This window comes from Qipengyuania thermophila, from assembly GCF_004153605.1.
GTDB lineage: Bacteria > Pseudomonadota > Alphaproteobacteria > Sphingomonadales > Sphingomonadaceae > Qipengyuania_B > Qipengyuania_B thermophila.
In genome coordinates this window covers 36,129-61,510 of record NZ_SDSI01000003.1, presented here as the reverse complement: position 1 = coordinate 61,510, position 25,382 = coordinate 36,129, and the positions used below count along the sequence as shown (strand labels likewise).

The window sequence follows — 25,382 nt, the reverse complement described above, 5'->3', positions numbered from 1 at the left end:
CCCCCGGCCCCTCCCGCTGCCGGGAGGGAAGAAGGGTTACTCGGCCGCGATGGCGAGGCCGTCGCCATCCTCGTCGTCCGCGTCCGCCAGGTTCTTCAACTCGACGTTGAGGCCCAGCGACCGCATCTCCTTGACGAGCACGTTGAAGCTCTCCGGAATGCCGGCCTCGAAGGTGTCGTCGCCCTTGACGATCGCCTCGTAGACCTTGGTGCGGCCGATCACGTCGTCGGACTTCACTGTCAGGATCTCCTGCAGCGTGTAGGCCGCGCCGTAGGCCTGCAGCGCCCAGACCTCCATCTCGCCGAAGCGCTGGCCGCCGAACTGCGCCTTGCCGCCCAGCGGCTGCTGGGTGACAAGGCTGTAGGGGCCGATCGAACGGGCGTGGATCTTGTCGTCGACGAGGTGGTGCAGCTTGAGCATGTACATGATGCCCACCGTCACCTGCCGGTCGAACGCCTCGCCCGAACGCCCGTCATACAGCGTCACCTGACCCGAACCGGGCAGGCCCGCCTGCTCCAGCATGGCCGTCACATCCGCCTCGCGCGCGCCGTCGAAGACGGGCGTGCCCATCGGCACGCCGCTGGTCAGATTGCCGGCCAGCTCCACCAGCTCCGCCGCCGAACGGGTGTCGAGATCGGCATGGTAAGGCTCGCCATAGACCTCCTTCAGCCGCTCGCGCACGGCCTCGGGCGGCTGCGCGGCGGACGCGTCGGGATTGGCGGCACGCCACTCCTCCAGCGCCGCGGCGACCTGCTGGCCCAGGCCGCGGGCCGCCATGCCGAGATGGGTTTCGAAGATCTGCCCGACATTCATCCGGCTGGGCACGCCCAGCGGGTTCAGCACCATGTCGACCGGCGTGCCGTCCTCCATGAAGGGCATGTCCTCCACCGGCAGGACCCGGCTGATGATGCCCTTGTTGCCGTGGCGTCCGGCCATCTTGTCGCCGGTCTGCAGCTTGCGCTTCACCGCGACGAACACCTTGACCATCTTGAGCACGCCCGGGGCCAGCTCGTCGCCGCGCTCGAGCTTCTCGCGCCGGTCCTCGAAGCGGTCGTCGATGACCTTGACCGCATCGTCATACTGCTTCTTCACGGCCTCGAGCTGTTCCTGGCGGGCGTCGTCCGCGACAGCGAACTTGAACCATTCGTGCCGGTCCACGCCGTCGAGCAGTTCGGGCGTGATCTCCGCGCCCTTCTTCACGCCCTTGGGCGCGGCGGAGACGGTCTGCCCGATCAGCATGTCGCGCAGCCGGTTCCAGGTGGCGCGGTTGAGGATCGCGCGTTCGTCGCTGGCATCCTTGCGCAGCCGCTCGATTTCCTCGTTCTGGATCGCCCGGGTGCGGTCGTCGATCTCGATCCCGTGGCGGTTGAACACCCGCACCTCGACGACCGTGCCGGACACGCCGGGGGGCAGGCGCAGCGACGTGTCGCGCACGTCGCTCGCCTTCTCGCCGAAGATCGCCCGGAGCAGCTTCTCCTCCGGCGTCATCGGCGATTCGCCCTTGGGCGTGATCTTGCCGACCAGGATGTCGCCCGGATGCACCTCGGCGCCGATGAACACGATGCCCGCCTCGTCGAGACTGCGCAGCGCCTCCTCGCCGACATTGGGGATGTCGCGGGTGATGTCTTCCGGCCCGAGTTTGGTGTCGCGGGCCATCACCTCGAACTCCTCGATGTGGATCGAGGTGAACACGTCATCCTTCACGATCCGCTCGGAGATGAGGATGGAGTCCTCGTAGTTGTAGCCGTTCCAGGGCATGAAGGCGACGAGGCAGTTGCGCCCCAACGCCAGCTCGCCGAGGTCCGTCGACGGCCCGTCGGCGATGACGTCGCCCGGCTCAACCACGTCGCCCACCTTCACCAGCGGCCGCTGGTTGATGCAGGTGTTCTGGTTCGAGCGCTGGAACTTCTGCAGCGTGTAGATGTCCACGCCCGACTGGCCCGGCTCCACATCGCCGAGGGCGCGGATCACGATCCGGGTGGCGTCCACCTGGTCGACGATGCCGCCGCGCGTCGCGGCGATCGCCGCCCCCGAATCGCGCGCCACCGTCTCCTCCATGCCGGTGCCGACGAACGGCGCCTCGGCCTTCACCAGCGGCACCGCCTGGCGCTGCATGTTCGAGCCCATCAGCGCGCGGTTGGCGTCATCGTTCTCGAGGAACGGGATGAGCGAGGCGGCCACGGACACGAGCTGCTTGGGGCTGACATCCATCAGGGTGATCTGCTCGCGCGGGGCCATGAGGTTGTCGCCGTTGTGACGGGCCGACACGAACTCGTCGGCAAAGGCGCCCTCGTCCGTCAGTTCGGCGGAGGCCTGCGCCACGGTGTGCCGCTGCTCCTCCATCGCCGACAGGTAGACCACCTCGTCCGTCACCCGGCCGTCGACCACCTTCCGGTACGGGGTCTCGATGAACCCGTACTTGTTGACCCGGCTGAAGCTTGCCAGCGAGTTGATCAGGCCGATGTTCGGCCCTTCCGGCGTCTCGATCGGACAGATGCGGCCGTAATGCGTCGGGTGCACGTCGCGCACCTCGAAGCCGGCCCGCTCCCGCGTCAGCCCGCCCGGACCCAGTGCCGAGACGCGCCGCTTGTGCGTCACCTCGGAGAGCGGGTTGGTCTGGTCCATGAACTGCGAGAGCTGGCTGGAGCCGAAGAACTCGCGCACGGCCGCGACGGCCGGCTTGGCGTTGATGAGGTCGTTGGGCATGACGGTGGACACGTCCACGCTCGACATGCGCTCCTTGACCGCACGCTCCATGCGGAGCAGGCCGACGCGGTACTGGTTTTCCAGCAGCTCGCCCACCGAACGCACGCGCCGGTTGCCGAGGTTGTCGATGTCGTCGACCTCGCCCTTGCCGTCCTTGAGACGGACCAGCTCCTGCACCACCGCCAGGATGTCTTCCTTGCGCAGGGTGGTGACAGTGTCCTCGACCTCCAGTCCCAGCCGCATGTTCAGTTTGACGCGGCCGACCGCCGACAGGTCATAGCGCTCCGGGTCGAAGAACAGCCCCTCGAACAGCGCCTCCGCCGTTTCCTTCGTCGGCGGCTCGCCGGGCCGCATGACCTTGTAGATCGCCTCCAGCCCCTCGTCGCGGTTCTCCGCCTTGTCGACCTTGAGGGTGTTGCGGATCCAGGGCCCGGTGTTGACGTCGTCGATATCGAGCAGCTCCAGCCGGGAAATGCCGGCCCGGTCGAGCGCCTCGAGATTGTCCGGCGTGACTTCGTCGCCGGCCTCGATGTAGATGCGCCCCGTGCTTTCGTCGATGAGGTCGCGGGCGGAGTAGCTGCCGAAGATCTCCTCGGTCGGGATGAGCAGGCTGGCCAGACCGTCCTTGGCCGCCTTGTTGGCGGCGCGCGGGCTGATCTTCTGTCCGGCGGGGAACACCTCCTCGCCGGTGTCGGCGTTCACCAGGGCGAAGGCCGGCTTGGCGCCGCGCCACTGCTCGGGATGGAACGGCAGCTTCCAGCCATCGCCGGTCCGCTCCCACACCACGGTGTCGTAGAAGGCGTCGAGGATCTGCTCGGCATCCATGCCCAGGGCATAGAGCAGCGCCGTCACCGGCAGCTTGCGCTTGCGGTCGATGCGGACGTTGACGATGTCCTTGGCGTCGAATTCGAAATCGAGCCACGATCCGCGGTAGGGAATGACCCGGGCCGCGAACAGCAGCTTGCCCGAGGCGTGGGTCTTGCCCCGGTCATGGTCGAACAGCACGCCCGGCGAACGGTGCATCTGCGAGACGATCACCCGCTCCGTGCCGTTGATGACGAAGGTGCCGTTCTCCGTCATGAGCGGCATGTCGCCCATGTAGACGTCCTGCTCCTTGATATCGAGCACCGACCGCGTCTCGGTTTCCTGGTCGACCTCGAACACGATCAGGCGCAGCGTGACCTTCATCGGCGCGGCGTAGGTGATCCCGCGCTGACGGCACTCGACGATGTCGTATTTGGGATCCTCGAGCTCGTAATGCACGAAGTCGAGTTCGGCCGTGCCGGCGAAGTCGCGGATCGGAAACACCGAGCGCAGCGTCTTTTCCAGACCGGAGACATAGCCCGTCGCCTTGTCCGAGCGCAGGAACTGCTCGTAACTCTCGCGCTGCACCTCGATGAGGTTGGGCATCTGCACGACTTCGTGAATGTCGCCGAAGATCCTGCGGATGCGCTTCTTCGCCGTCCCGGCCGTGCGGGGTGTCCTTGCCTTGGTTGCCATGATGCGTGCCTGACCTTTTCCTCGCCGCGCCCGCCGCCGCTCCGTGCGGGTCGGCCGGCGCTGTGAACGTGCAATCGCGTGGACGCCGGCCCGGCGACCCAGCGCGGCAGCGCCGGACGGCCACAGGGTCCGGCGACTCGAGGCCGCTGCTGCGTCGCGTGAAGGGATGCCGCTTCCATCCAGTCACCAGCCCCCGCGCACGGGCCGGCGTCGCTCGAAGCGGTCGGCAGAGCGCGCATATAATCCTCTGGCGCCGCGTGTCAAACGGTTGCCCGCCGCGTCAGCCGCCCGGAGCGCTTCCCCCATTGTCAGCATGGTCGAGGAGAGGGGTGCGTTCGTCCGCGCAAATGCCGAAGGTCCCGCCACCACCGTCGGCGTTGGCGCCGGGATGCGGCTTCTCGCGTTCGGCAAAGGCCTCCTGCGCCACGGTTCGTGACGCGACCGTGCCGCCGCGGCACAATTTCCGCTTGCAAAAACTTTCAGGGACTCTAACGAAATGTGGCGATTTAGTGGCACACTCCTCGCGAAAGGGATTTGATCATGAAGAAGACTGCCTTGATTGCTCTGCCGCTGGTGATGGCTCTGGCGGCTTGCGGTGGGAACAACACCGACCCGGCGACCGACACCACCGCCACCACCACCACCACCACGACCGACACCATGACCACCGACACGATGGGCACGGGCGCCGGCACGATGGGCACCACCACGACCGATCCGATGGCGACCCCGGGCGCCACGCCGACCACGGACGCGATGGGCACCACCACGACCACGGCGACGGCGACCGCCACCCCGGCTCCGGGCGTGACCGGCACGACCACCACCACGACCACCGCGACCGCCACCCCGGCGCAGTAAGTCGACCGTTTCGATCGGGCGGGGTTGACTCGCCCGCGACAACGCCTAAAGGCCCGCCTCGCCGGCGGGCCTTTTTGCTTGCCGGTTCCGTCCGAGACCGCCGGTGCCACGGGATCCTGTCCCCGGCTTAATCTTCCGGCCGAGACGGGGAGACGAGTTTCTGCGGTCCGCCGAGGGCCGCGTCGTGCTCAGGCGCCGCCGTGCGTCCCTTCCCCCTCACGGACTTCAAGCGCGTCCCGCCGCTGCCGGTGTCGGACGCGATGTGCGTAGCCGGCCGCGGCAGCCCCGCCGTCGCGGCCATTTGTGAAGGAGTACGGCATGGATCGTTCGCAGAAAGCCGAATCGGTCGCCCAGCTCAGCGCGATCTTCAACGAGGTCGGCGTGGTGGTCGTCACCCGCAACCTCGGCATGACGGTGGCCCAGTCCACCGCCCTGCGCACCAAGATGCGCGAGGCCGGCGCCGCGTACAAGGTGGCGAAGAACAGCCTGGCCAAGCTCGCCCTGGCGGACACGCCCTACACGGGACTGGAGGAGTATCTCTCCGGCCCGACCGCCCTTGCCTATTCGGCCGATCCGGTCGCGGCGGCCAAGGCGGTGGTGGACTTCGCCAAGTCCACCGACCGGCTGGAAATCGTCGGCGGGTCGATGGGCGGGCAGCAGCTCGACGAAGCCGGGGTGCGGGCGCTCGCCACCATGCCCAGCCTCGACGAACTGCGCGGCAAGCTGGTCGGGCTCATCAACGCCCCGGCGACGAAGATCGCCCGCGTCGTCAACGAGCCGGCGGCCAAGCTGGCGCGCGTGTTCGCCGCCTATGGCGACAAGGAAGCCGCCTGAGACGCGGCTTCACCTGACTTTCCAGGAACCCTGCCGGGGCGCGGCTCCGGCGCTACATGAACAAAGGAACTCATCATGGCTGACATCAAGACCCTTGTCGAAGAACTGAGCAAGCTCACCGTCCTCGAAGCGGCCGAACTGGCCAAGGCTCTCGAGGAAGAGTGGGGCGTCTCGGCCGCCGCGGCGGTGGCCGTGGCCGGTCCGGCGGCGGGCGGCGGCGGCGACGCGGCCGCGGCCGAAGAGCAGACCGAATTCGACGTGATCCTGACCGGCGACGGCGGCAAGAAGATCCAGGTCATCAAGGAAGTCCGCGGCATCACCGGTCTCGGTCTCGCCGAAGCCAAGGGCCTCGTCGAAGGCGCGCCCAAGCCGATCAAGGAAGGCGTGAGCAAGGCCGAAGCCGAAGAGATCAAGAAGAAGATCGAAGAAGCCGGCGGCACCGTCGAGCTCAAGTAACCGCGTCCGCGGATCCGCGGAATGGAAGGGGGCGGCACCGCGCGTGTCGCTCCCTTTTTCGCGTCCGGGCTGCGGCCGCCGCGGCGCTCCTGACCGGCGCGTTAACCAATCTTCATTGCAATCGCGGTAGCATCGCGCCGTGGGGATTTCGTTACTGCTGTTCCGTGCCGGGCTTGCGTGCCTGCTGCTGGCGCTCTGCCTGGCATATGGCGTACCCGTCCGCGCGCAGATTTCCAACGAGACGCTGGTCAACAATCACGCCACCGCCACCAGCTACAGCCGCAGCTACACGCCCGCCGCCGGATCGAGCCGCGTCGTCATCGCGATCATCTTTTCCGAATACGAATCGAACCAGAACTCGGCGCCGACCGGGGCGACGCTGAACGGGGTGGCCATGCAGCCGCTCGGCACGATCGAGGGCACCGGGTCCAAGCGCAACCGCCTAACGGCCTACATCATGCGGGAGAATGCTCTCCCGGCCGGGGCGGCGACCTTCCGGGTCACCTACGGTCCCGATCCCGCCGCCTCGCTCATCTACCTGGCCACGGTTCTCAACGTCGATCAGGCCAGCGCCGGCGACCCGCCCCGCGCCTTTGGCCGCTACTGCTCGGCCAGCAATCCGGACCAGAGCGGCACGATGAGCTTTGCCGCCGTGCCGGCGCGGGCGAACGACTACGTGTTCTCCTTCGTGGGCACCGGCAGCAACACGGCGCAGACGACCTTCAACAACGGCGCCATCGAATTCTTCGACGAACGGGTGTTCGGTCCGGGCTTCAGCTTCGCGGGCGGCGTGCAGGTTCCGCAGCTTGCCGGCAGCATCGCCGGCACCGCCTTCATCAGCAGCGGCTGCGACCGGCGGCCCGCGACGCTCCAGCTGGTGCTCCGCCCGCTGCTCGGCAGCGACGGGGTGCTGACCGCCCCGCTCGCCCGCAGGGTCGGCGATGCGGTCGAGATCGAGGTCATCGACGCGGACCGCAACACCCGCGCGGCCGCGGTCGACACGCTCACCGTCACGGTGACGAACCGCACGACGGGCGAACAGGAGACGGTGGTGCTGTCCGAGACGGGACCGAACACCGGCATCTTCCGCGCCGCCCTGCCCACGCAATCGGCGCCGTCCGGCAGCAGCGGCGACGGCGTCATGGCGGCGCTGCCGGGGCAGATCCTGAGGACCAGCTACGCCGACACCCTCAACACCGGCGGAGCGGCACGCACCCTGATGCGCGACACGCGCATGAGGGCGACCGATGCGCCCGCCCGGCTCACCGCCACCAAGACGTCGGCGCCCGTCGGCGGGGCGGGGGCCAGCGGCTTCCACCTTCCCGGCGAGGAGGTGCTCTACACCATCCGGGTGCGCAACGAAGGAGACGGCGCGGCGGACGACGGGGTGTTCATCGTCGACACGCTGCCCGCGGCGATGGAGTTCTTCCACGGCCCGCCCGCACTGGGCGACAGCGCCTCGGTCCGCGTCGTTCCCGGCGACAGCGGCACGACCTTTTCGGCTGCCACCGACCTTCGGTTCTCCAACGCCGCTGTCCGGCCGACCAGCCTCAGCCAGTGCACCTACACGCCCGTTGCCGGGCACGATCCGCAGGTGCGCCATGTCTGCATCCGCCTGCGCGATCCGTTCCTGCCCGGGACCCCGCCGCCCGAAGCCGAACTCGTCCTGCGTGCCCGGATCCGCTGAACGCCGCGCCGCTCGCCCGCGAGACGTTGCGGCTCAGGCCGCGTCGCCCGGCACCGGGACGGCGCGCTGCGGCAGCGCCGCATCGGCGACCGGCCGGTCGAGATCGGCCGAGGCGACCTCCACCGTGTGAACCTCGAACCGGGTCAGCCGCGCCTTGCCGAAGCTCGTCGTCAGCGCGGTGTCCACCGCGTCGCGTCCGCGCGCCATGGCGATTCGGCCGATGCGCGGCCGGTTGTGACGCGCGTCGAAGGTGTGCCAGGCGCCGCCGAGATACACCTCGAACCAGGCCGAGAAATCCATCGGGTAGTCGACCGGGTCGATGCCGATGTCGCCCAGATAGCCGGTGCAGTAGCGCGCGGGAATGTTCACCGCCCGGCACAGGGTGATCGCCAGATGGGCAAAGTCACGGCACACGCCCGTGCGCTCATCCCACGCCGAGCGGGCGGTGCGGGCGCTGCTGGCGCGCTGGTAGTCGAACTGCAACCGCTCGTGCGCGGCGTCGACGAGGGCCTGCACCCGCGCCCAGCCGCCGGTGATCGACCCGGCGATCGCCCACGCCTCGTCGGCGAGCAGCTCGACCTCGCAGTAGCGCGAGCTGAGGAGGTAGATCAGCGCCTCGTCCGGCAGCTCCGGCACCGGATGCTGCTCGGCATCCGCCACGACCGGGTCGGGCGTGCCTTCGTCGGCGATGACGAAGTCGCTGAACAGCCGGATGCCGCCGGCGGGCACCACGAGCCGCGACGCGACGTTGCCGAAGCTGTCGACATACCGGGACACGGGCACCGAAGGCTCGGTGTTCAGCACTTCCGGCGTGCGCAGGTCGCCACACCGCTCCGGCCGGACGCTCAGCAGGGCGAGCATCGGCACCTCCCTGTCCGTCTCGAAGCGGATGTCGAAACCGGTGCGGATCAGCATGGTGTTTCCTCCCGCGTTTCGTCGCTCTGCGAGGGCTCGGTCGCCTCGTCGCCGGGACAGGCGATCCGCACGTCGACGTCCATGTCGAGCCAGCTGTCGGGTGGCCCCACCCACTTGCCGGTCAGCGGTTTCGCATGGGCCGGATCGCGCGCGACGGCCACCCGGATGAGGCCGGCGCTGCCGACGATGCCGTTGGTCGGATCGAACTCGATCCAGCCGGACCCCGGCAGGAACACCCGCACCCAGGCGTGCGTGCTGTGCCCGCCGACCCGCTCGGGACCGGCGCCCGTCTGGTAAAGATAGCCCGAGACGAACTGCGCGGCGAGGCCGAGCGCGCGCACCGCGTCCATCATCAGGACGGCGAAGTCGCGGCAGGTCCCGCTTCCCCGTTCAAGCGTGTCGAGGGGGGTTTGCGTGCCCTCCTCCTCGCGCGGGCGGTACGCGAAGCGTTCGTGAATGGCGCAGGTGATCTGCGTCAGCAGGTCCAGCGTCGGCGTGCGCCCGTCACTGCGGAGGAAGCGGCCGACCCAGCGATCCACCTCGCGGTCGCGGTCGGGATGCTGCCGTTCGATCGCGCGCGACAGGTCGGGCAAATCCTCCGCCGCGTACTGGAACGGCCACTGCACCGCGTAGTCCTCGACGGCGATGGCTGTCGCCTGCGTCGGCGTGTGCCGGACCTTTGCGCTGGCGCGGACCTCCAGGCAGCTTGCCCGGCTGCCGAAACCCGCGATGGCCACCGCGTTGCCGAACACGTCGTGGATCCAGCGCAGCGCCTCGGGCGCGGGGTCGATGTCGAGCTGCGCGTCCAACAGCCGCTGGTCATAGCTCTCCCGCGGCCGCATCAGGATGCGGTGCTCGCCAAACGCGACCGGCTGCCGGTAGGAATACCGGGTGATGTGTTCGATCTCGACTGTCGGCATCGCCCTGCCATGCTAAGGGGACACCCGTGCAGTCCCGTGCCCCCAACGCCTTGCTGGCGCAAAACGATCCAGACCCCGTCGATCTCGTCGGCGCCAGCCTGGCCTCCTCGCCGTTCGTGCTCATTGGCGACCACGCCGGCAATGTCGTGCCGAAGAGGCTGGGCGGGCTGGGCATCGACCCGGCGGAGCTTGAGCGCCACATCGGCATCGACATCGGGGTGGAGGCGCTGGGGCGAGCGATGGCGGCGATGCTCGACGCGCCTTTTCTTCACCAGCGCTTTTCGAGACTCGTCATCGACTGCAACCGCGCTCCCGATGCCCCCGACCTCGTCCCGGCCGTCAGCGACGGCACCCTCGTTCCAGCCAACGCGGACCTTCAGCCGACCGCGCGGCAGGAGCGTCTGGACGCGATCCACACCCCCTACCACGAGGCCATCGCGCGGCTGCTCGACCGGCGCGCCGCCGCTGGCCTCGCCACCGTGTTCGTCGCACTGCACAGCTTCACGCCGCGCCTCGCCGGGCAGGACCGGCCGTGGCATCTCGGCGTGCTTCACGACGGCCATGGCGATGCCTTCGCCCGCGGCGTTCTCGCCGCGTTGCACCGCCGCGCCGATCTGGTGACGGGCGACAACGAGCCTTACCGCATGGACGGGATCGACTACACCGTGCCCCGACACGCCTTCCCGCGCGCGCTCCCCTATGTGGAGCTGGAGGTGCGGCAGGATCTGGTTCAGCCGCAACGGGAAGGCGATGTGGAACGGATGGCGGCGGTGCTCTGCGAGGCGCTGCGCGCCAGTGCCGCCGCGACCCTCTAGAGCCGCCAGTTCAGCCGCACACCGATGGTGTCGATCCCGGGGTTCTGCCGCTGGTTGAAGAACCGGCCGTTGCTGATGTGCACCCAGCTCGCCTCGATGGCGAGCCGGGGGGTGAGCCGGGTACCGACCGCCAGTTCCGGCTCGAACAGCACGCGGCTGCCGAGATCGGTGCGCAACCCGGTGTCCTCGTCCACCCTGAGCGCCGGGGCATTGTGGATCACGAGCCCGATGCCCGGCCGCAGATAGACGGGACCAAGATCGGCTTTCCAGCTGAGCCCGCCGCCGGCGAAACTCGTGTCTCCCGCCGTGTTCACCGAGGCGAACACATAAGGTTCCGGGCTGCCCGCGAAAGCCAGCGCGCGCGACGGCGCGAAGCGGTAGCCGAACTGCACCGCGGCGCCTCCCTCTCCCGTCTCAAGAGTGAACGGCGTGTCGACGGCATGGGCATAAAAGCCCCCGAAGACCTCCTGCGCGCTGGCCGGCGACGCCGCTGCGGCAAAAACGGCGAGAAGAAGGAATATGCTGCGCGGTGCCACGCGTCGTTGCTCCTGTCCCGTCATTGGCATCTGCCCTTTCGCCGCACCGGCGTAGGGCGTAAGCGCGGGCAAGTCCATGCCAGCCGCCCATACCCGCACCGCGCTTCGTCTCCGCGAACTGCGCGCCACGCTGGCCCTCGCCTGGCCGCTGGCGCTGGCCAATCTGCTGCAGATGCTGACCTATGCCGTCGACGTCGTGTTCATTGCCCGTCTCGGTCAGGAGCCGCTGGCCGCGTCGGCCATCGTGGTGGCGCTGTTCGGGATGATCCTGTGGGCGCTGTCGGGCCTGACGGGGGCGGTGGCTCCCCTGATCGCCGAAGCGCTCGGCGCCCGCGCGCCGGCCCTGCGCCCGGTCCGGCGCATCGTGCGCATGGGCCTGTGGCTGGCGGGGCTGGCGGGGGTCGGGGGCATGGGAGCCTGCCTGCTGCTCGGCCCGCTGATGCGGCTCACCGGGCAGGAGGAGAGCGTGACCGCCCTCGCGCTGGCCTACAACGGGGTGCTCGTGTGGTCGATGATCCCCATGTTGGCGAACGCCGTGCTGCGCAGCTTCGTGTCGGCGCTGGGCCGACCGCTGCTCGCCACGGTGATCACCGCCGCCGGCATCGGTATCAACGCCGCGGCCAATTACGCCTTCATCTTCGGCAACTGGGGCGCGCCGGCACTGGGGCTGACGGGCGCGGCCATCGCGACGATCCTGACGGCGCTGTCCACTCTGGCGGCCTACGTGCTGGCCATCCGGCTCGATCCGCGCCTGCATCGCTACCGCATCTTCGGCTTCTTCTGGCGGGCGGACCCGCTGCGGCTGCGGCAGATCCTGCGGATCGGCACGCCGATCGCCCTCACCATCACCGCCGAGGCCGGCATCTTCGGTGCCGCCGCGTTCCTGATGGGGGCGATCGGCACTGCGCAACTGGCCGCCCACACCCTTGCACTGCAGATCGCGGCGCTCACGTTTCAGGTGCCGTTCGGGATCGGGCAGGCGGCGACGATCCGCGTCGGATACCATTTCGGCGCGCGCGATGCGCCCGGAGCGGGCCGGGCCGGCTGGACGGCGGTGGCGCTCGGCACCGGGTTCATGGTCCTGGCGGCGCTGCTCATGCTGGCCGCGCCGCTGCTGCTGCTGTCGATCTATGTCGATGTCCGGGCGCCGGAGAATGCGCAGATGCTCTCCTTTGCCCTCGTCTATCTCAAGATCGCGGCGGCCTTCCAGCTTGCCGACGGGGTTCAGGCGGTGGCGGCCGGAGCCTTGCGGGGCCTGCAGGACACCCGCGTGCCGATGTGGATTGCCGCCTTCGCCTATTGGGTGCCGGGAATCGGCACCGCGCTGCTGCTCGGTTTTGCCACGCCTCTGGAGGGGACGGGCATCTGGATCGGGCTGGCGACCGGCCTTGCGTTCGCGGCCGCCCTGCTTCTGCTGCGCTGGCACCGGCGGGAACGGCTGCGGCTGGTCGGCACGGTGCTGCCGGCGGCCTGATGCGCGGATGCCGGCACCGCTCGGCGCGGCCATTGACATCGGCCGGACGGCTTCGCATATGCGCGCCGCTGGCACTCTCCGGGTGAGAGTGCCAATCGCTGTTCAACCACTCATCAAGAGGGCAAACTCATGGCATTCCGTCCGCTGCACGATCGCGTGCTCGTACGCCGCATTGAAGCCGAGGAAAAGACCGCTGGCGGGATCATCATCCCGGACAGCGCCAAGGAAAAGCCGAGCGAGGGTGAAGTGATCGCCGTCGGTTCGGGCACGCGCGCCGAGGACGGCACTGTGCGGCCGCTCGATGTCAAGGAAGGCGACCGCGTCCTGTTCGGCAAGTGGGGCGGCACCGAGATCAAGCTCGATGGCGAGGATCTGCTGATCATGAAGGAAAGCGACATCATGGGGATCATCTCCTGATCCGCTGATCGCCCGTCCTCTTCCATCAACCTATTCAGGAGTTTAGCGTAATGGCTGCCAAGGAAGTCAAGTTTTCGCGCGACGCGCGCGAAGCCATCCTGCGGGGCGTCGACACCCTCGCCAACGCCGTCAAGGTGACGCTGGGCCCCAAGGGCCGCAACGTCGTCATCGACAAGAGCTTTGGTGCCCCGCGCATCACCAAGGACGGCGTCACCGTCGCCAAGGAAATCGAGCTGAAGGACAAGTTCGAGAACATGGGCGCGCAGATGCTGCGCGAGGTGGCGTCCAAGACCAACGATCTGGCCGGTGACGGCACCACGACCGCGACCGTGCTGGCCCAGGCGATCGTCAAGGAAGGCATGAAGTCGGTCGCCGCCGGCATGAACCCGATGGATCTGAAGCGCGGCATCGATCTGGCCGTCGACAAGGTCGTCGAGAACCTCAAGAGCCGTTCCAAGGACGTCGCCGGCTCCTCGGAAATCGCGCAGGTCGGCATCATTTCCGCCAACGGCGACCGCGAAGTCGGCGAGAAGATCGCCGAGGCCATGGACAAGGTCGGCAAGGAAGGCGTCATCACCGTCGAGGAGGCCAAGGGTCTCGAGTTCGAGCTCGACGTCGTCGAGGGGATGCAGTTCGACCGCGGCTACCTGTCGCCCTACTTCATCACCAATCCCGACAAGATGACGGTGGAGCTCGACAACCCCTACATCCTCATCCACGAGAAGAAGCTGTCCTCGCTGCAGTCGATGCTGCCGATCCTCGAGGCGGTGGTGCAGTCGGGCCGTCCGCTGCTCATCATCGCCGAGGACATCGAGGGTGAAGCGCTGGCCACGCTGGTGGTCAACAAGCTGCGCGGCGGCCTCAAGGTCGCGGCGGTGAAGGCGCCGGGCTTCGGCGACCGCCGCAAGGCCATGCTGCAGGACATCGCGATCCTGACCAAGGGCGAGATGATCTCGGAAGATCTGGGCATCAAGCTCGAATCCGTGACGCTGAACATGCTCGGCCAGGCCAAGCGCGTGTCGATCGACAAGGACAACACCACGATCGTCGACGGCGCTGGCGAGGCGGACGACATCAAGGCGCGGGTGAACGAGATCCGCACCCAGATCGAGTCCACCACCAGCGACTACGACCGCGAGAAGCTGCAGGAGCGGCTGGCCAAGCTCGCGGGCGGCGTCGCCGTCATCAAGGTCGGCGGTGCGTCCGAAGTCGAGGTGAAGGAGCGCAAGGACCGCGTCGATGACGCGCTGCACGCCACCCGCGCCGCGGTCGAGGAAGGCATCGTTCCGGGCGGCGGCACCGCGCTGCTCTATGCCACCAAGTCGCTCGAGGGGCTGACCGGCGAGAACGAGGACCAGACCCGCGGCATCGACATCGTCCGCCGCGCGCTGCAGGCGCCGGTCCGTCAGATCGCCGAGAACGCCGGTCACGACGGCGCGGTGGTCGCGGGCAAGCTGATCGACGGCAACGACGAGACGCTCGGCTTCAACGCGCAGACCGACAGCTACGAGAACCTCGTGCAGTCGGGCGTGATCGACCCCACCAAGGTCGTGCGCACCGCGCTTCAGGACGCGGCCTCGGTCGCCGGCCTGCTGATCACCACGGAAGCGGCGATCACCGAGAAGCCGGAAGACAAGTCGGCCGCGCCGGCGATGCCGGGCGGCGGCATGGGCGGCATGGGCGGCATGGACTTCTAAGCCCCTCTGCCTTCTGCTGATGCAGGAACGGCCCGGCAGGCTCCCGCCTCGCCGGGCCGTTTCGCGTCCGCCCGGCGCGGAGCGTTCAGGCCGGTCGGGCGTTGGTGTCGCACACCCCAGAACAGGAGACACGATCAGATGAAGGTTCCGCACAATGCCCACGTCGCCGTCGTCGATGGCAACCGGTTCGTCGTCATGCGCAACACGGGGCAGATGTTCGAACCCAAGCTGTCGAACCCGCAGACGCCCTCGCTGGAGCCGACCAACCACAGCGCCGGCATCCGCAACCAGGACGATGCCGGGCGCCGGACCGGGAGCACCGATCTGGACGAGCTTGCCCATGCCGCGGCGGCGGCGGACTGGCTGAACGCGGAGGCGAAGGCCGGCCGGATCGACGACCTCATCATCATCGCCGACCCCAAGACGCTGGGCGAAATGCGCCGTCACTATCACGGCGAGCTGCAAAGCCGCCTGCGCGGCGAGGTGCCCAAGACGATGACGAACGAGCCGGCCGAGCGCATCGCGCAGGTGCTCGCCGCCTCCTGACCGGAGCGGGCGGCGCCCGCTGGCGCCACTCACGGCTGGGCGCAACGGGGTTGCGCCCGCCGCAGGGCCGCAATTAACCTCGACGAAAGCACGATTCGGCTAGGGAGAGGTCATGCGGATCAAGGGGATCGGTGCCGCGCTGGCGGCGGCAGTGCTCGGCTGGTCGACCGGCGCGGTCGCGCAGCCGGCCAATCTGGAGGCACGTTTCGACAGCGTGCTCGGCACGCAGCCACGTGCCGCCGCCGTGGCCCCGGCCTCTCACATCAGCGACCTGCAGCAGCGCGTTGCCGCGCTCGCCGAACCCTCGCGCGGGCGGATCGGCGTCATGGCCGTCGACCTGTCGACCGGGCAGGAGGTGGCCGTTCTTGCCGATCAGCGCTTCCCCATGGCCAGCACCAGCAAGATCGCTGTCGCCGCCACCTTTCTCGAAGGGGTCGAGCAGGGACGCTGGACCCTGTCGAGCGAATTTCCGCTGCTGATCCCGCGTCAGTCGGCGCGGTTCTCCAGCGCCGTCGCCCCGGTGACGCAGGGGCGCTACATGCCCGCCATCGACCTCATCGAGATCATGATCGCGCGCTCCAGCAATCCGGCCACCGACGCCCTGCTGGCGGCGGTCGGCGGCCCGGGCGTGGTCAGCAACTGGATGCGGCGCAACGGCATCACCGAGTTCAGCCTCGACCGCGACATCGCCACGCTGGTGCGGGACGATGGCGAGTTCAATCCGGCCATCCATGTCGACGTGCGGGACAGCGCGACGCCGCGTGCCATGGTCACCTTCCTGCGCGGGCTGCACGAAGGGCACTATCTGTCGCCGACCAGCCGGCAGATCATCCTCGGAGCCATGAGCCGCACGGTCACCGGACAGCGGCGGATCCGCGCCCTGATGCCGATGAACGCCCAGGTGGCGCACAAGACCGGCTCTCTCAACAACACGTCAAGCGATGTCGGCATCGTCACCCTGCCCGACGGACGGGCCGTGGCCATGGCCATCTACGTGACCGGACAGGGAACGCGGCTCGAACGCGAGGCGAAAATCGCCTCGATCGCCCGGGTGCTGTATGACGGGTTCAGCAGCACTCCGGCCACGCAGACGCTGGCGCAGCAGCGCTTCGAGCAGGGCAGCGGCCGGATCATCGGCAACTGAGTTGCCGGACACGAAAAAGGGGCGCAGCCTCCGCGGCCGCGCCCCCGTCTTTTTCGCCAGAGCGACCGATCAGTCGGCCTGAGCCTGCGTGACCGTTTCGTTCTGAAGGTCGGCTTCGGCGCGCGCGGCAGCCTGGTCGGCCGAATTGGCGGCGTTCGCAGCGGCGTTGTCAACCGCGGCGCCGGCGTTGGCGGCGGTGGTGGACACGGCGTTGCCGGCCGCTTCGAGGTTGGCTTCCGTGTCGGCGGCCGCACGCTCGGCGGTGGTTTCGGCAGCGTTCTGCGTGCCTTCGGAGCAGGCGGCGACGCCAAGGGTGGCGACGGCGGCGACGGCGAGAGCAATCTTGCGCATGGTGATCATTCCTTAAACACGGCAGTCCATGAAGGGACCTCGGACCAAGGAAGCCGAGGCCGGCTTCACGGTCTGAATAGTGGCAAAATTGTGGCAGCACAAGCGCCATCGCCATCGTTTCGCCGCATTTTCTTCCGGGCGGTCCGCAAATCGCCGCTCGTGCGGCCCGGCTGACGCTGCTAGGGACGCAGATCATGGCGGCGCCCGCGCATCTCTACCTCGTCGACGGCTCGGCCTACATCTTCCGCGCCTACCACCGACTTCCGCCGCTCACCAACCCGCAGGGCACCCCGGTCGGGGCGGTGTATGGCTACACGACGATGCTGTGGAAGCTCGCCGAGGATCTCGACCGGGCCGAGGGTCCGACCCACCTTGCGGTCGTCCTCGACAAGGATTCCTCCTCGTTTCGCAACGCGCTGTACGCCGACTACAAGGCACACCGGCCCGAACCGCCTGAGGATCTGCGCCCGCAGTTCCCGCTGATCCGCGATGCGACGCGCGCCTTCAGCCTGCCCTGCATCGAGGAGGCGGGGCTGGAGGCGGACGACATCATCGCCTCCTACACCGAGGCGGCGACGGCGCGGAACTGGGACGTGACCATCGTCTCTTCCGACAAGGATCTCATGCAGCTCGTCCGCGCCGCGCCGGAAGCGGGCCTTGGCGGCGCGGTCGAGCTGCTGGACACGATGAAGAACCAGCGGATCGGCCCGTCCGAGGTGGAGGAGAAGTTCGGCGTCCCTCCGCATCTGGTCGGAGACGTGCTCGCGCTGATGGGCGACAGCGTCGACAACGTCCCCGGCATCTTCGGCATCGGGCCCAAGACCGCGTCGAAGCTGATCGCCGACCATGGCTCGCTCGTGGCGGCGCTCGACGCGGCCGAGGCGATGAAGGCGTCCAAGCTGCGCGACCGGCTGCTGGAGGGGCGGGACATGGCGCTCCTCAGCCGGCAGCTCGTCGCCCTCAAGGACGATGTGCCGCTCGCCGTGCCGCTCGAGGAGCTGGCTCTCAGGAGCATTCCGCGCGAGCCCCTGTCCCGCTTCCTCGAGGAGCACGGCTTTGTCAGCCTCCTGCGCCGGCTTGACAACGGCCGGGGCAGCCCCAGCCCGCGCACCCAGCTCTACCCCAACGGCGCAACACCTGCGGGTGGCCCGGCGGACGCGGCGCAGAGCGTCGCGCCCGCGGCACCGGCGCTGCCGCCGGTCGATCGCGACGCCTATGCCTGCGTGCAGGACCTGCCGGCGCTGAAGGCGTGGGTCGCACGCGCGATGGCCGCCCGGCTGGTCGCGATCGACACGGAGACAAGCGCGCTCGACGCGATGGGGGCGGATCTCGTCGGGATCAGCCTCGCGCTGGGTCCCAACGATGCCTGCTACATCCCGCTCGCCCATGGCGGGGACGACCTGCTCGCCGAGCGGCCGGCGCAGGTGGACACCGCCGCGGCATTGGCGGCGCTGCGCCCGCTGCTGGAGAGCGACGCGGTGCTCAAGGTCGGGCAGAACATCAAGTACGACCTCAACGTGCTGGCGCGGCACGGCATCGTCGTGGCGCCCATCGACGACACCATGATCATGAGCTTCGTGCTGGATGCCGGGAGGGCCGAACAGGGCACCGGCGGCGGGCACGGCATGGACGAGCTGGCCCAGCGGCACCTCGGACACACCACCCTCACCTTCAAGGACATTTGCGGCACGGGCCGCAAGGCGATCGGCTTTGCCGAGGTGCCGCTTGATCAGGCCACCCGCTATGCGGCCGAGGATGCCGATGTGACCTGGCGGCTGCACAGCCAGCTCAAGCCCCGGCTCAGCCACGAGAGCGTCACCCGCGTCTACCAGCGCATCGACCGGCCGCTGATCCCGGTCGTGGCGGCGATGGAACGTCACGGCATCCGGGTCGACAGCGAGGCGCTGGGCCGATTGTCCGACGAGTTCGCCGCCGAAACGGCGCGGTTGGAAAGCGAGATCCACGCCCTCGCCGGAGAAAGCTTCGCGATCGGCAGTCCCAAGCAGCTTGGCGAGATCCTGTTCGACAAGATGGGCTATGCGGGCGGCAAGAAGGGCAAGAGCGGCCAGTACTCGACCGACCTCACCGTGCTCGAACATCTCGCCGCCAACGGCGCGCCGGTCGCGGCCAAGGTGCTCGAGTGGCGGCAGCTCACCAAGCTCAGGACCACCTACACCGACGCGCTGCAGGCGGCCATCAACCCGCGCACGGGCCGCGTGCACACCTCCTACAGCCTCGTCGGCGCGCAGACCGGGCGCCTGTCCTCCACCGACCCGAACCTCCAGAACATCCCCATCCGCACCCCCATCGGCCGGCAGATCCGCGACGCCTTCGTCGCCGACGAGGGCAATGTGCTGCTGTCGGCGGACTACTCGCAGATCGAGCTCCGCCTCGCCGCGCACATGGCCGACGTGCCGGCGCTGCGCGACGCGTTCGCCGCCGGAGAGGACATCCATGCCCGCACCGCCGCCGAAATGTTCGGCAGCGTGGACCGCGACACCCGCGCCCGGGCCAAGACGATCAACTTCGCCATCCTCTACGGCATCTCGCGCTGGGGTCTTGCCGGCCGGCTCGGGGTCACGCCCGACGAGGCGCAGGCGATGATCGACACCTATTTCCAGCGGTTTCCCGGCATCCAGCAATACATCGTCCGCACGCTGGAGGAGGTTCGCGAGCGGGGTCACTCGCTGACCCTGTTCGGCCGCAAGACCTGGTTCCCGCGCATCCGCTCGCGCAACCAGGCCGAGCGCAGCGGGTCCGAGCGCGCCGCCATCAACGCCCCGATCCAGGGCACCAGCGCGGACATCATCAAGCGGGCCATGGTGCGCATGCACGATGCGCTGGCAAAGGCCGGTCTGCGCCCCGGCCAGCCGGACGGGGTGCGCATGCTCCTGCAGGTGCATGACGAACTGGTGTTCGAACTGCCCGAAAGACTGGTGGAGCCAGCATCCGCGACCATCCGAGCGGTCATGGCCGACGCCGCCGCCCCGGCCGTCCGGCTCAGCGTGCCGCTGGGTGTGGAGGTGGGAAGCGGGCCCAGCTGGGGGGCCGCGCATTGAGCGAGATGCCGCGTCCCGAGGCCTTGCAGCCGGGCCGCTCCGGTTCGTCACGGACCCGGCGGCGGCTGCTCAATTCCCTCCTGCTGGCGGTGATTGCCGGCACCATCTTCGGCCTGCTGCTGCTGGTGTTCCAGACCGTGCAGACCGAACGGCGGCAGCGGGAGCAGGCCGCCCAGACGGTGGCCGTGCTGTTCGAGATCCGGCAGGTCGAGCGGGCCGCGCTGAACGGCGAGACGGGACAGCGCGGCTATCTCCTGACGCTCGACCGCCGCTATCTTCAGCCCTATCTCGCGGCGCGGGCCGAATACAACACGGCGCTGCAACGCCTGCACAGCGGTCTTGGCGAGGATCTGACGCCGCGCCAGCGCGAGCTGCTCGCCGAGATCACCGCCCTTACCCGCACCAAATTCGCCGAACTGGACGAGGTGGTCGGCCTCGTGCAGCAGGGCCGCGTTCTCGACGCCCGGCGCCAGGTGCTCGACAACCATGGCTTCGAGGCGATGAACCGGCTGCGGTTCGCCACCCGCGAGATGGAGGCGATCGAAAGTGCCATCCTGCGCGAAGCCATCGTCGAGGCGTCGCAGGCCGAGGCGCGGCTGCTGCCGCTGCTCGTGGGGCTGATCGCGGCGCTAATCATCGCGCTGCTGTTCGGCTACCGGCTGATCCAGCGCAACGCCCTGGCCGAAGCGGAGGCCGAAGGGGCCGCCGCGCTGGCCGCGGCGCGGGACCGGGCCGACCTGCTGGCCAGCGAGCTCAACCACCGGGTCAAGAACCTGTTCGCGGTGGTCCTCGCCATCGTCCAGATGTCCGCCCGCGATGCGCCGGAAGCCAAGCCGGTGGTGACGCGCATCGCCGACCGGATCCGCGCGCTGCTCACCGCGCACGAGGTGACGCAGGGCACCGGCAGCACGCGCACGGGCACGCTGGAGCAGCTCGTCGCCACCGCCCTTGCGCCCTACCAGTCCGACACGATGCAGGCGCGGATCGACGGGCCGCCCGTCACGCTGCCGCAGGAGGCGGCGACACCGCTGGGACTGGTGCTGCACGAACTCACGACCAATGCGGTCAAGTACGGCGCCTGGAAACATGGCGGCGAAATCCAAGTCCACTGGCGGGTGGAGGGTGACGGGGTTGTGCTCGAATGGCGGGAGACCGGGGTCGCTGCCCCGCCGCAGGCGCCCGAGCGGCAGGGCTTCGGCTCAATGCTCATGACCAGCTCGGCACGGCAGCTGGGAGGCAGCGTGGAGCGCCGGTTCACTCCGGACGGGCTCGCGGTCGACATCCGCTTTCCCCTCGCCCCCCGCTGAGCGTCGGTGCGCGGGCGAAGGAGGCTCGCTCATCCGCACTGCGCGCGGATCACGGCGAGGAACGGCTCCGCATAGAGGTCGAGCTTGCGCGCGCCGATCCCCGCAATCCGGCCCAGCGCATCGCGGGTGCGTGGTCGCGCGGCCGTCATCTCGCGCAGCACCGCGTCATGGAACACGACATAGGGCGGCACGCCGGCGTCGCGCGCCAGCTCGCGCCGTTTCTGGCGCAAGGCCTCGAACAGCGGATCGCCGTCCGGATTGGCTGGACTTTCGCGCGTCGCCCGGCGGCGCCTGGGCGGAACGGCGACGCGAAGCTCCGCCTCTCCCTTCAGCAGCGCGCGCGCCGCAGGGCCGAGATGGAGCCCGCCATGCGGCGTCGCTCGCAGCGCGTCGCGCAGCAACAGGGCGCGCGCGACCGGCCGCAGCAGCGCGGCTTCCTCGTCATCGACGATGTTCCACACCGACAGCGATTCGTGGCCCTGCTCCCGGCTGCGCGCGCTCGAGCGGCCGGTGAGCACGTCTTCCAGATGACCCGTGCCGAAGCGTTGGCCGGTGCGGAACACCGCCGACAGGTATTTGCGGGCAAGTTCGGTGGCGTCGCGCGTCGCCGGCGGGTCGAGGCAGGTGTCGCAGTTGCCGCAGCGTTCCGGCGCCGGATCACCGAAATGCCGCAGCAGCACGGCGCGCCGGCACCCGGCCGTCTCCACCAGACCGGCCAGAACGGCAAGGCGCTGCGCCTCCTGTTCGCGCCGCGCGGGTTCGAGGTCGGCAAGACGGGCGCGGGCGCGGGCGAAATCGTCTCCGCTCCAGAACAGGTGCGCCGACGCCGGATCGCCGTCGCGGCCCGCGCGGCCGGTCTCCTGGTAGAAGGCCTCGATCGACCGCGGCAGCCCCGCATGGGCGACGAACCGCACATCCGGCTTGTCGATGCCCATGCCGAACGCCACCGTCGCCACCATCACCATCGATTCGCTTGCGACGAAGTCGGCCTGGCTGGCGGCCCGGACCGCAGGGTCGAGGCCCGCGTGGTAGACGCGCAGCGGCCGTCCCGTATGCGCCAGCGCAGCCGCCAGCGACTCGGCGCCCGCGCGGCTCGGCGCATAGACGATGCCGGGGCCGGGCTGTTCGGCCATGACGCCGGCGATCTGTCGCGCCGCGCTCGTCCGCGGAGCCATGGCATAGCGGATGTTGGGCCGGTCGAAGCCGGCCACGATGAGCCCGTCCGCGCCGATGCCGAGCTGATTGAGGATGTCGGCGCGGGTGTGGGCATCCGCCGTCGCCGTCAGAGCGAGGCGCGGCACCGCGGGATGCGCGTCGAGGAGACCGCGCAGCAGCCGGTAGTCGGGTCGGAAGTCATGGCCCCATTCACTGACGCAATGCGCCTCGTCGATGGCGAACAGCGCCAGCGGCACATCGGCCAGCAGGGCGCGGAAGCCTGCCTGCGCCGCCCTTTCGGGCGCGATGTAGAGGAGGTCGAGCGCTCCGGACCGGAGCCGCTCCACCGTGGCCGCGCGGTCGTCGTCGGCGCTGGTCAGCGCCGCGGCGCGCAGCCCGACCGCCTCGGCCGTGCGCAGCTGGTCGTGCATCAGCGCGATCAGCGGGCTGATCACCACACCCGTCCCCGCCAGCATCGCCGCAGGAAGCTGGTATGTCAGCGACTTGCCCGCGCCGGTCGGCATCACTGCCAGCGTGCGCCGACCCTGCAGGACGCGCGCGATCACCTCGGCCTGGACGCCGCGGAAGTCGGGAAATCCGAACGTGGTGCGAAGCACCGCACGCGCCTGGTCGAGCATGAGCGCGGCCATACCGGGGCGACCGGGCGCCGTCACGTCCCGCGAAGCCTCAGGCGCCGCGTTCGAGCGCCTGGGCGATGTGCTGGGCAAAGCGGCGCGCGCTGTGGCTGGCGCCTGGCGCCTCGATCAGCGCGATCTCGGTGTCGGCCAGGGCCGGCAGCACACCTTCGGGCACCGGCGTCAGCGTGTCCGGACACATCTCGCGCGGCAGCACCGCGACGCCGAGGCCCGCGCGCACGGCCGCCTGCGTGCCCGCGAGGCTGGTCGAGGTGTAGGAGCACCGCCACGGCCGCCCGACCGCCTCCAGGGCGGCGATCGCGCGGTGGCGGTAGACGCACGGCTCGGGCGACGCGATCAGCAGCAGCGGTCCGTCGGCCGGCACCGACAGGTGGTCCCGCGCGACCCAGATCAGCGGTTCGCGCCACACCCGCATCCCGGTGAGGGCGACCTCCGGCTCGCGCTTCACCAGCACGAGGTCGAAACGCCCCGCCCGGAACGCCTGTTCGAGATTGAGGGTGAAGTCGCAGGTCACCTCCAGCTCGACCTTGGGATGCGCGTCGGTGAATTCGGCGAGCACTTCCGGCAGGTGGGCGGTGGCGAAGTCCTCCGGTACGCCGAGCCGCACCAGCCCGGCCACCTCGGGCTCGACCAGTTCGGCCATCGCCGCATCGTTCATGCGCAGCATCTGCCGTGCGTGCGGGAGCAGCCGGCGCCCCGCACCCGTCAGGGCAAAGTGGCGCGGCCCGCGTGCGATCAGCGGCACCCCGACCTGCTCCTCCAGCCGCTTGATCTGCAGGCTGACGGCCGACTGGGTGCGGCCAAGGCGGGTGCCGGCACGGGTGAAGCCGCCGAGTTCGGCAACGGTGACGAAGCTGCGAAGGAGATCAAGGTCAAGCGTGCGCGGCATCTGGGCATTTGCATCCGAAATGACCACCATTGCAACTTATCGTTTCACAAATAACCGCAGCGTCTCACATAGGGCCCGCATTCAGGGGAGTTCTCATGTCGCTGATGCTCATCATCTTCGCGGTGCTCGCGCTGGCCGCGGTGCTTGCCGGCAGCCGCCGCGCCGGCGACCCCGTCACGCTCGCCGCCGCCGGCACGACGGCGGCCCTGGGCCTGCTGGTCGTCGCTGCGGCCATGGGCAGGGCCGGATCGGGCCTGTTCCTTCTCGTCGGCGCCCTCACCCTTGGCATCGGGGCGATCGTGCTGGGCTTCGCGCAGCGCTATCTGAGGGCGGACGGAGCGCGCACGCGCTTCGCGGTCAACGTGCTCGTTCTTCTCGCCGCCGTGCTGCTGCTGACCGGCACGCAGTCGGTGCTGTCGCTGATCGCCGGATGGCTGGTGTCGGGATGGGTGCTCGCCGATCTCATCGGTCATCAGCGGCACTGGGCCGAGGCGCGCGCGGCGCGGCGCCGGGCCCTGCGCCTGTTCACCGTCGGCGATGCGGCACTGGTCGCCGGCCTCGTGCTGCTCGCCTGGCAGGCTGGGTCGCGCGACGTGGCGGTGATTGCGGAGCGCGCGGCCGCCACGCCGACCGCGCTGAACACCCTCGGCGCGGTGCTGCTGGTCGTCGCCGCGGCGGCGCGGTGCGCCCTGCCGCCCTTCTCCCGCTGGCTCACGCGGTCGATGACCGCGCCGACGCCGGTTTCGGCGCTGATGCATGCCGGGTTCGTCAACGCCGGCGGGGTGCTGCTGATCCGCTTCGGGCCGGTGCTCGAGAGCGCCCCCGCCGCGCAATGGCTGGTGATCGGCGCCGGCGTGTTCGCCGCGTTGTGGGGCACAGGCATCATGCTGGTGCGCCCCGACGTGAAGCGCGCGCTGGCCGGCTCGACCGTGGCGCAGATGGGGTTCATGCTGATGACCTGCGGCCTTGGCGCCTATGCCGCCGCGCTGTGGCACATCGTGGCGCACGGCCTGTTCAAGGCGTGGCTGTTCCTTGCCTCCGGCTCGGCGATCGGGCGCCGCGCCGATGCGGCCGTCGCCGCGCCCACGCTCGGCGCGACCGCGGTCGCGGTGGTGCTCAGCGCCGCGGCCGGCGCGCTGACGATCGCCGCCGGCCTGCCGCCGACCGGTGCCCTGCCCGTCGCTCTCGCCGTTGCGGCCGCGCTGGCCGCCGCGCCGGCGCTCCTGCGGACGCCGGCGCTGCTCGCCGCAACGCTCGTCCTGGCGGTGACCTATGCCGGCGGCGTGACGCTGGCGGGTGCCCTGCTCGCCCGGCCCTATGGCGAGGCCCCGGCCGGGCTATGGCTCGTTGTCGGCCTCTGGGCCGTCTTCAACCTTGCATGGCTGGCGCAGACGGCGCGCCGCCGCGCGGGCGGCCTGCTGCCGTCCGCCGTCTATGTCCGCCTCCTGAACAGCTAG

The 25,382-nt window shown here is 69.5% G+C and carries 20 protein-coding genes; 13 read left to right on the top strand and 7 right to left on the bottom strand.

Annotated elements, in window-relative coordinates; translation table 11 throughout:
* Positions 1-36: 36 nt before the first annotated feature.
* Positions 37-4,206 (bottom strand): DNA-directed RNA polymerase subunit beta, encoded by a 4,170-nt coding sequence (gene rpoB, locus ETO60_RS08710; RefSeq protein ID WP_130004813.1) that lies wholly within the window; start codon positions 4,204-4,206, stop codon positions 37-39.
* 540 nt (positions 4,207-4,746) lie between these two features.
* On the opposite strand from rpoB, the gene ETO60_RS08705 reads away from it, so the two are divergent.
* The 4 genes from ETO60_RS08705 (at position 4,747) to ETO60_RS08690 (ending at position 8,044) form a co-directional block, all read left to right on the top strand.
* Complete coding sequence (locus tag ETO60_RS08705) at positions 4,747-5,067, top strand: hypothetical protein (RefSeq protein WP_130004811.1); 321 nt, start codon at positions 4,747-4,749, stop codon at positions 5,065-5,067.
* Between the two features lie 318 nt (positions 5,068-5,385).
* Positions 5,386-5,901 (top strand): 50S ribosomal protein L10, encoded by a 516-nt coding sequence (rplJ, locus tag ETO60_RS08700; protein ID WP_130004809.1) that lies wholly within the window; start codon positions 5,386-5,388, stop codon positions 5,899-5,901.
* Between the two features lie 75 nt (positions 5,902-5,976).
* Positions 5,977-6,357 carry a 50S ribosomal protein L7/L12 gene (rplL, locus tag ETO60_RS08695; protein ID WP_130004807.1) on the top strand — a complete coding sequence of 127 codons (381 nt, stop codon included), beginning with the start codon at positions 5,977-5,979 and terminating at the stop codon, positions 6,355-6,357.
* 139 nt (positions 6,358-6,496) lie between these two features.
* A complete protein-coding gene (locus tag ETO60_RS08690; protein WP_130004805.1) occupies positions 6,497-8,044 on the top strand; it encodes a hypothetical protein in 1,548 nt (515 codons plus the stop codon).
* Positions 8,045-8,077: 33 nt separating this feature from the next.
* On the opposite strand, the gene ETO60_RS08685 is transcribed toward ETO60_RS08690, so the two are convergent.
* Together ETO60_RS08685 and ETO60_RS08680 are read right to left on the bottom strand one after the other, a co-directional pair.
* The gene (locus ETO60_RS08685; RefSeq protein WP_130004803.1) at positions 8,078-8,959 is read right to left on the bottom strand and encodes a transglutaminase-like domain-containing protein; all 882 of its coding nucleotides are present in this window, start codon (positions 8,957-8,959) and stop codon (positions 8,078-8,080) included.
* Positions 8,953-9,879 carry a transglutaminase family protein gene (locus tag ETO60_RS08680; RefSeq protein ID WP_130004801.1) on the bottom strand — a complete coding sequence of 309 codons (927 nt, stop codon included), beginning with the start codon at positions 9,877-9,879 and terminating at the stop codon, positions 8,953-8,955. Before ETO60_RS08680 ends, ETO60_RS08685 begins: the two co-directional genes overlap by 7 nt.
* Before the next feature lie 26 nt (positions 9,880-9,905).
* Between ETO60_RS08680 and ETO60_RS08675 the strand changes: the two genes are divergently transcribed.
* Positions 9,906-10,694, top strand: a complete 789-nt coding sequence (locus ETO60_RS08675; protein ID WP_130004799.1) for an N-formylglutamate amidohydrolase — start codon at positions 9,906-9,908, stop codon at positions 10,692-10,694.
* Here the strand turns inward: ETO60_RS08675 and ETO60_RS08670 are convergent.
* Positions 10,691-11,230, bottom strand: a complete 540-nt coding sequence (locus tag ETO60_RS08670; protein ID WP_165362154.1) for an acyloxyacyl hydrolase — start codon at positions 11,228-11,230, stop codon at positions 10,691-10,693. The genes ETO60_RS08675 and ETO60_RS08670 overlap by 4 nt on opposite strands.
* Before the next feature lie 76 nt (positions 11,231-11,306).
* On the opposite strand from ETO60_RS08670, the gene ETO60_RS08665 reads away from it, so the two are divergent.
* The 5 genes from ETO60_RS08665 to ETO60_RS08645 all read left to right on the top strand — a co-directional run bounded on the left by ETO60_RS08665 (position 11,307) and on the right by ETO60_RS08645 (position 16,508).
* Positions 11,307-12,704: an MATE family efflux transporter gene (locus ETO60_RS08665; RefSeq protein WP_130004795.1), complete on the top strand. Its 1,398-nt coding sequence runs from the start codon at positions 11,307-11,309 to the stop codon at positions 12,702-12,704.
* Positions 12,705-12,833: 129 nt separating this feature from the next.
* Complete coding sequence (gene groES, locus ETO60_RS08660; RefSeq protein ID WP_130004793.1) at positions 12,834-13,121, top strand: co-chaperone GroES; 288 nt, start codon at positions 12,834-12,836, stop codon at positions 13,119-13,121.
* Between the two features lie 50 nt (positions 13,122-13,171).
* Positions 13,172-14,818 (top strand): chaperonin GroEL, encoded by a 1,647-nt coding sequence (groL, locus tag ETO60_RS08655; protein ID WP_130004792.1) that lies wholly within the window; start codon positions 13,172-13,174, stop codon positions 14,816-14,818.
* Positions 14,819-14,956: 138 nt separating this feature from the next.
* Complete coding sequence (locus ETO60_RS08650; RefSeq protein WP_130004790.1) at positions 14,957-15,364, top strand: baeRF12 domain-containing protein; 408 nt, start codon at positions 14,957-14,959, stop codon at positions 15,362-15,364.
* 112 nt (positions 15,365-15,476) lie between these two features.
* Complete coding sequence (locus tag ETO60_RS08645; RefSeq protein ID WP_130004788.1) at positions 15,477-16,508, top strand: serine hydrolase; 1,032 nt, start codon at positions 15,477-15,479, stop codon at positions 16,506-16,508.
* A 69-nt stretch (positions 16,509-16,577) separates the two neighbouring features.
* Here the strand turns inward: ETO60_RS08645 and ETO60_RS08640 are convergent, their stop codons facing one another.
* The gene (locus ETO60_RS08640) at positions 16,578-16,859 is read right to left on the bottom strand and encodes a hypothetical protein (protein ID WP_130004786.1); all 282 of its coding nucleotides are present in this window, start codon (positions 16,857-16,859) and stop codon (positions 16,578-16,580) included.
* Positions 16,860-17,053: 194 nt separating this feature from the next.
* Here ETO60_RS08640 and polA point away from each other — a divergent pair, with 194 nt between their 5' ends.
* Together polA and ETO60_RS08630 are read left to right on the top strand one after the other, a co-directional pair.
* On the top strand, positions 17,054-19,918 hold the full coding sequence (polA, locus tag ETO60_RS08635; protein WP_130004784.1) for a DNA polymerase I: 2,865 nt from the start codon (positions 17,054-17,056) through the stop codon (positions 19,916-19,918).
* Between the two features lie 5 nt (positions 19,919-19,923).
* Entirely contained in the window at positions 19,924-21,225 is a 1,302-nt protein-coding gene (locus ETO60_RS08630; RefSeq protein ID WP_130004782.1) for a sensor histidine kinase, read from the top strand.
* Positions 21,226-21,254: 29 nt separating this feature from the next.
* Here the strand turns inward: ETO60_RS08630 and ETO60_RS08625 are convergent, their stop codons facing one another.
* Positions 21,255-23,030 (bottom strand): RecQ family ATP-dependent DNA helicase, encoded by a 1,776-nt coding sequence (locus ETO60_RS08625; protein ID WP_390612711.1) that lies wholly within the window; start codon positions 23,028-23,030, stop codon positions 21,255-21,257.
* Between the two features lie 37 nt (positions 23,031-23,067).
* Positions 23,068-23,925 carry a LysR substrate-binding domain-containing protein gene (locus ETO60_RS08620; RefSeq protein WP_130004780.1) on the bottom strand — a complete coding sequence of 286 codons (858 nt, stop codon included), beginning with the start codon at positions 23,923-23,925 and terminating at the stop codon, positions 23,068-23,070.
* Positions 23,926-24,020: 95 nt separating this feature from the next.
* Between ETO60_RS08620 and ETO60_RS08615 the strand changes: the two genes are divergently transcribed.
* Positions 24,021-25,382, top strand: coding sequence for a proton-conducting transporter transmembrane domain-containing protein (locus ETO60_RS08615; RefSeq protein ID WP_130004778.1), 1,362 nt, complete (start codon positions 24,021-24,023; stop codon positions 25,380-25,382).

Bases quoted from the DNA above. Each gene is read 5' to 3' on its own strand.
- rpoB (WP_130004813.1), bottom strand. From the start codon at position 4,206: ATGGCAACCAAGGCAAGGACACCCCGCACGGCCGGGACGGCGAAGAAG.
- ETO60_RS08705 (WP_130004811.1), top strand. From the start codon at position 4,747: ATGAAGAAGACTGCCTTGATTGCTCTGCCGCTGGTGATGGCTCTGGCG.
- rplJ (WP_130004809.1), top strand. From the start codon at position 5,386: ATGGATCGTTCGCAGAAAGCCGAATCGGTCGCCCAGCTCAGCGCGATC.
- rplL (WP_130004807.1), top strand. From the start codon at position 5,977: ATGGCTGACATCAAGACCCTTGTCGAAGAACTGAGCAAGCTCACCGTC.
- ETO60_RS08685 (WP_130004803.1), bottom strand. From the start codon at position 8,959: ATGCTGATCCGCACCGGTTTCGACATCCGCTTCGAGACGGACAGGGAG.
- ETO60_RS08680 (WP_130004801.1), bottom strand. From the start codon at position 9,879: ATGCCGACAGTCGAGATCGAACACATCACCCGGTATTCCTACCGGCAG.
- ETO60_RS08665 (WP_130004795.1), top strand. From the start codon at position 11,307: ATGCCAGCCGCCCATACCCGCACCGCGCTTCGTCTCCGCGAACTGCGC.
- groES (WP_130004793.1), top strand. From the start codon at position 12,834: ATGGCATTCCGTCCGCTGCACGATCGCGTGCTCGTACGCCGCATTGAA.
- groL (WP_130004792.1), top strand. From the start codon at position 13,172: ATGGCTGCCAAGGAAGTCAAGTTTTCGCGCGACGCGCGCGAAGCCATC.
- ETO60_RS08650 (WP_130004790.1), top strand. From the start codon at position 14,957: ATGAAGGTTCCGCACAATGCCCACGTCGCCGTCGTCGATGGCAACCGG.
- ETO60_RS08645 (WP_130004788.1), top strand. From the start codon at position 15,477: ATGCGGATCAAGGGGATCGGTGCCGCGCTGGCGGCGGCAGTGCTCGGC.
- ETO60_RS08640 (WP_130004786.1), bottom strand. From the start codon at position 16,859: ATGCGCAAGATTGCTCTCGCCGTCGCCGCCGTCGCCACCCTTGGCGTC.
- polA (WP_130004784.1), top strand. From the start codon at position 17,054: ATGGCGGCGCCCGCGCATCTCTACCTCGTCGACGGCTCGGCCTACATC.
- ETO60_RS08630 (WP_130004782.1), top strand. From the start codon at position 19,924: ATGCCGCGTCCCGAGGCCTTGCAGCCGGGCCGCTCCGGTTCGTCACGG.
- ETO60_RS08625 (WP_390612711.1), bottom strand. From the start codon at position 23,030: ATGGCCGCGCTCATGCTCGACCAGGCGCGTGCGGTGCTTCGCACCACG.
- ETO60_RS08620 (WP_130004780.1), bottom strand. From the start codon at position 23,925: ATGCCGCGCACGCTTGACCTTGATCTCCTTCGCAGCTTCGTCACCGTT.
- ETO60_RS08615 (WP_130004778.1), top strand. From the start codon at position 24,021: ATGTCGCTGATGCTCATCATCTTCGCGGTGCTCGCGCTGGCCGCGGTG.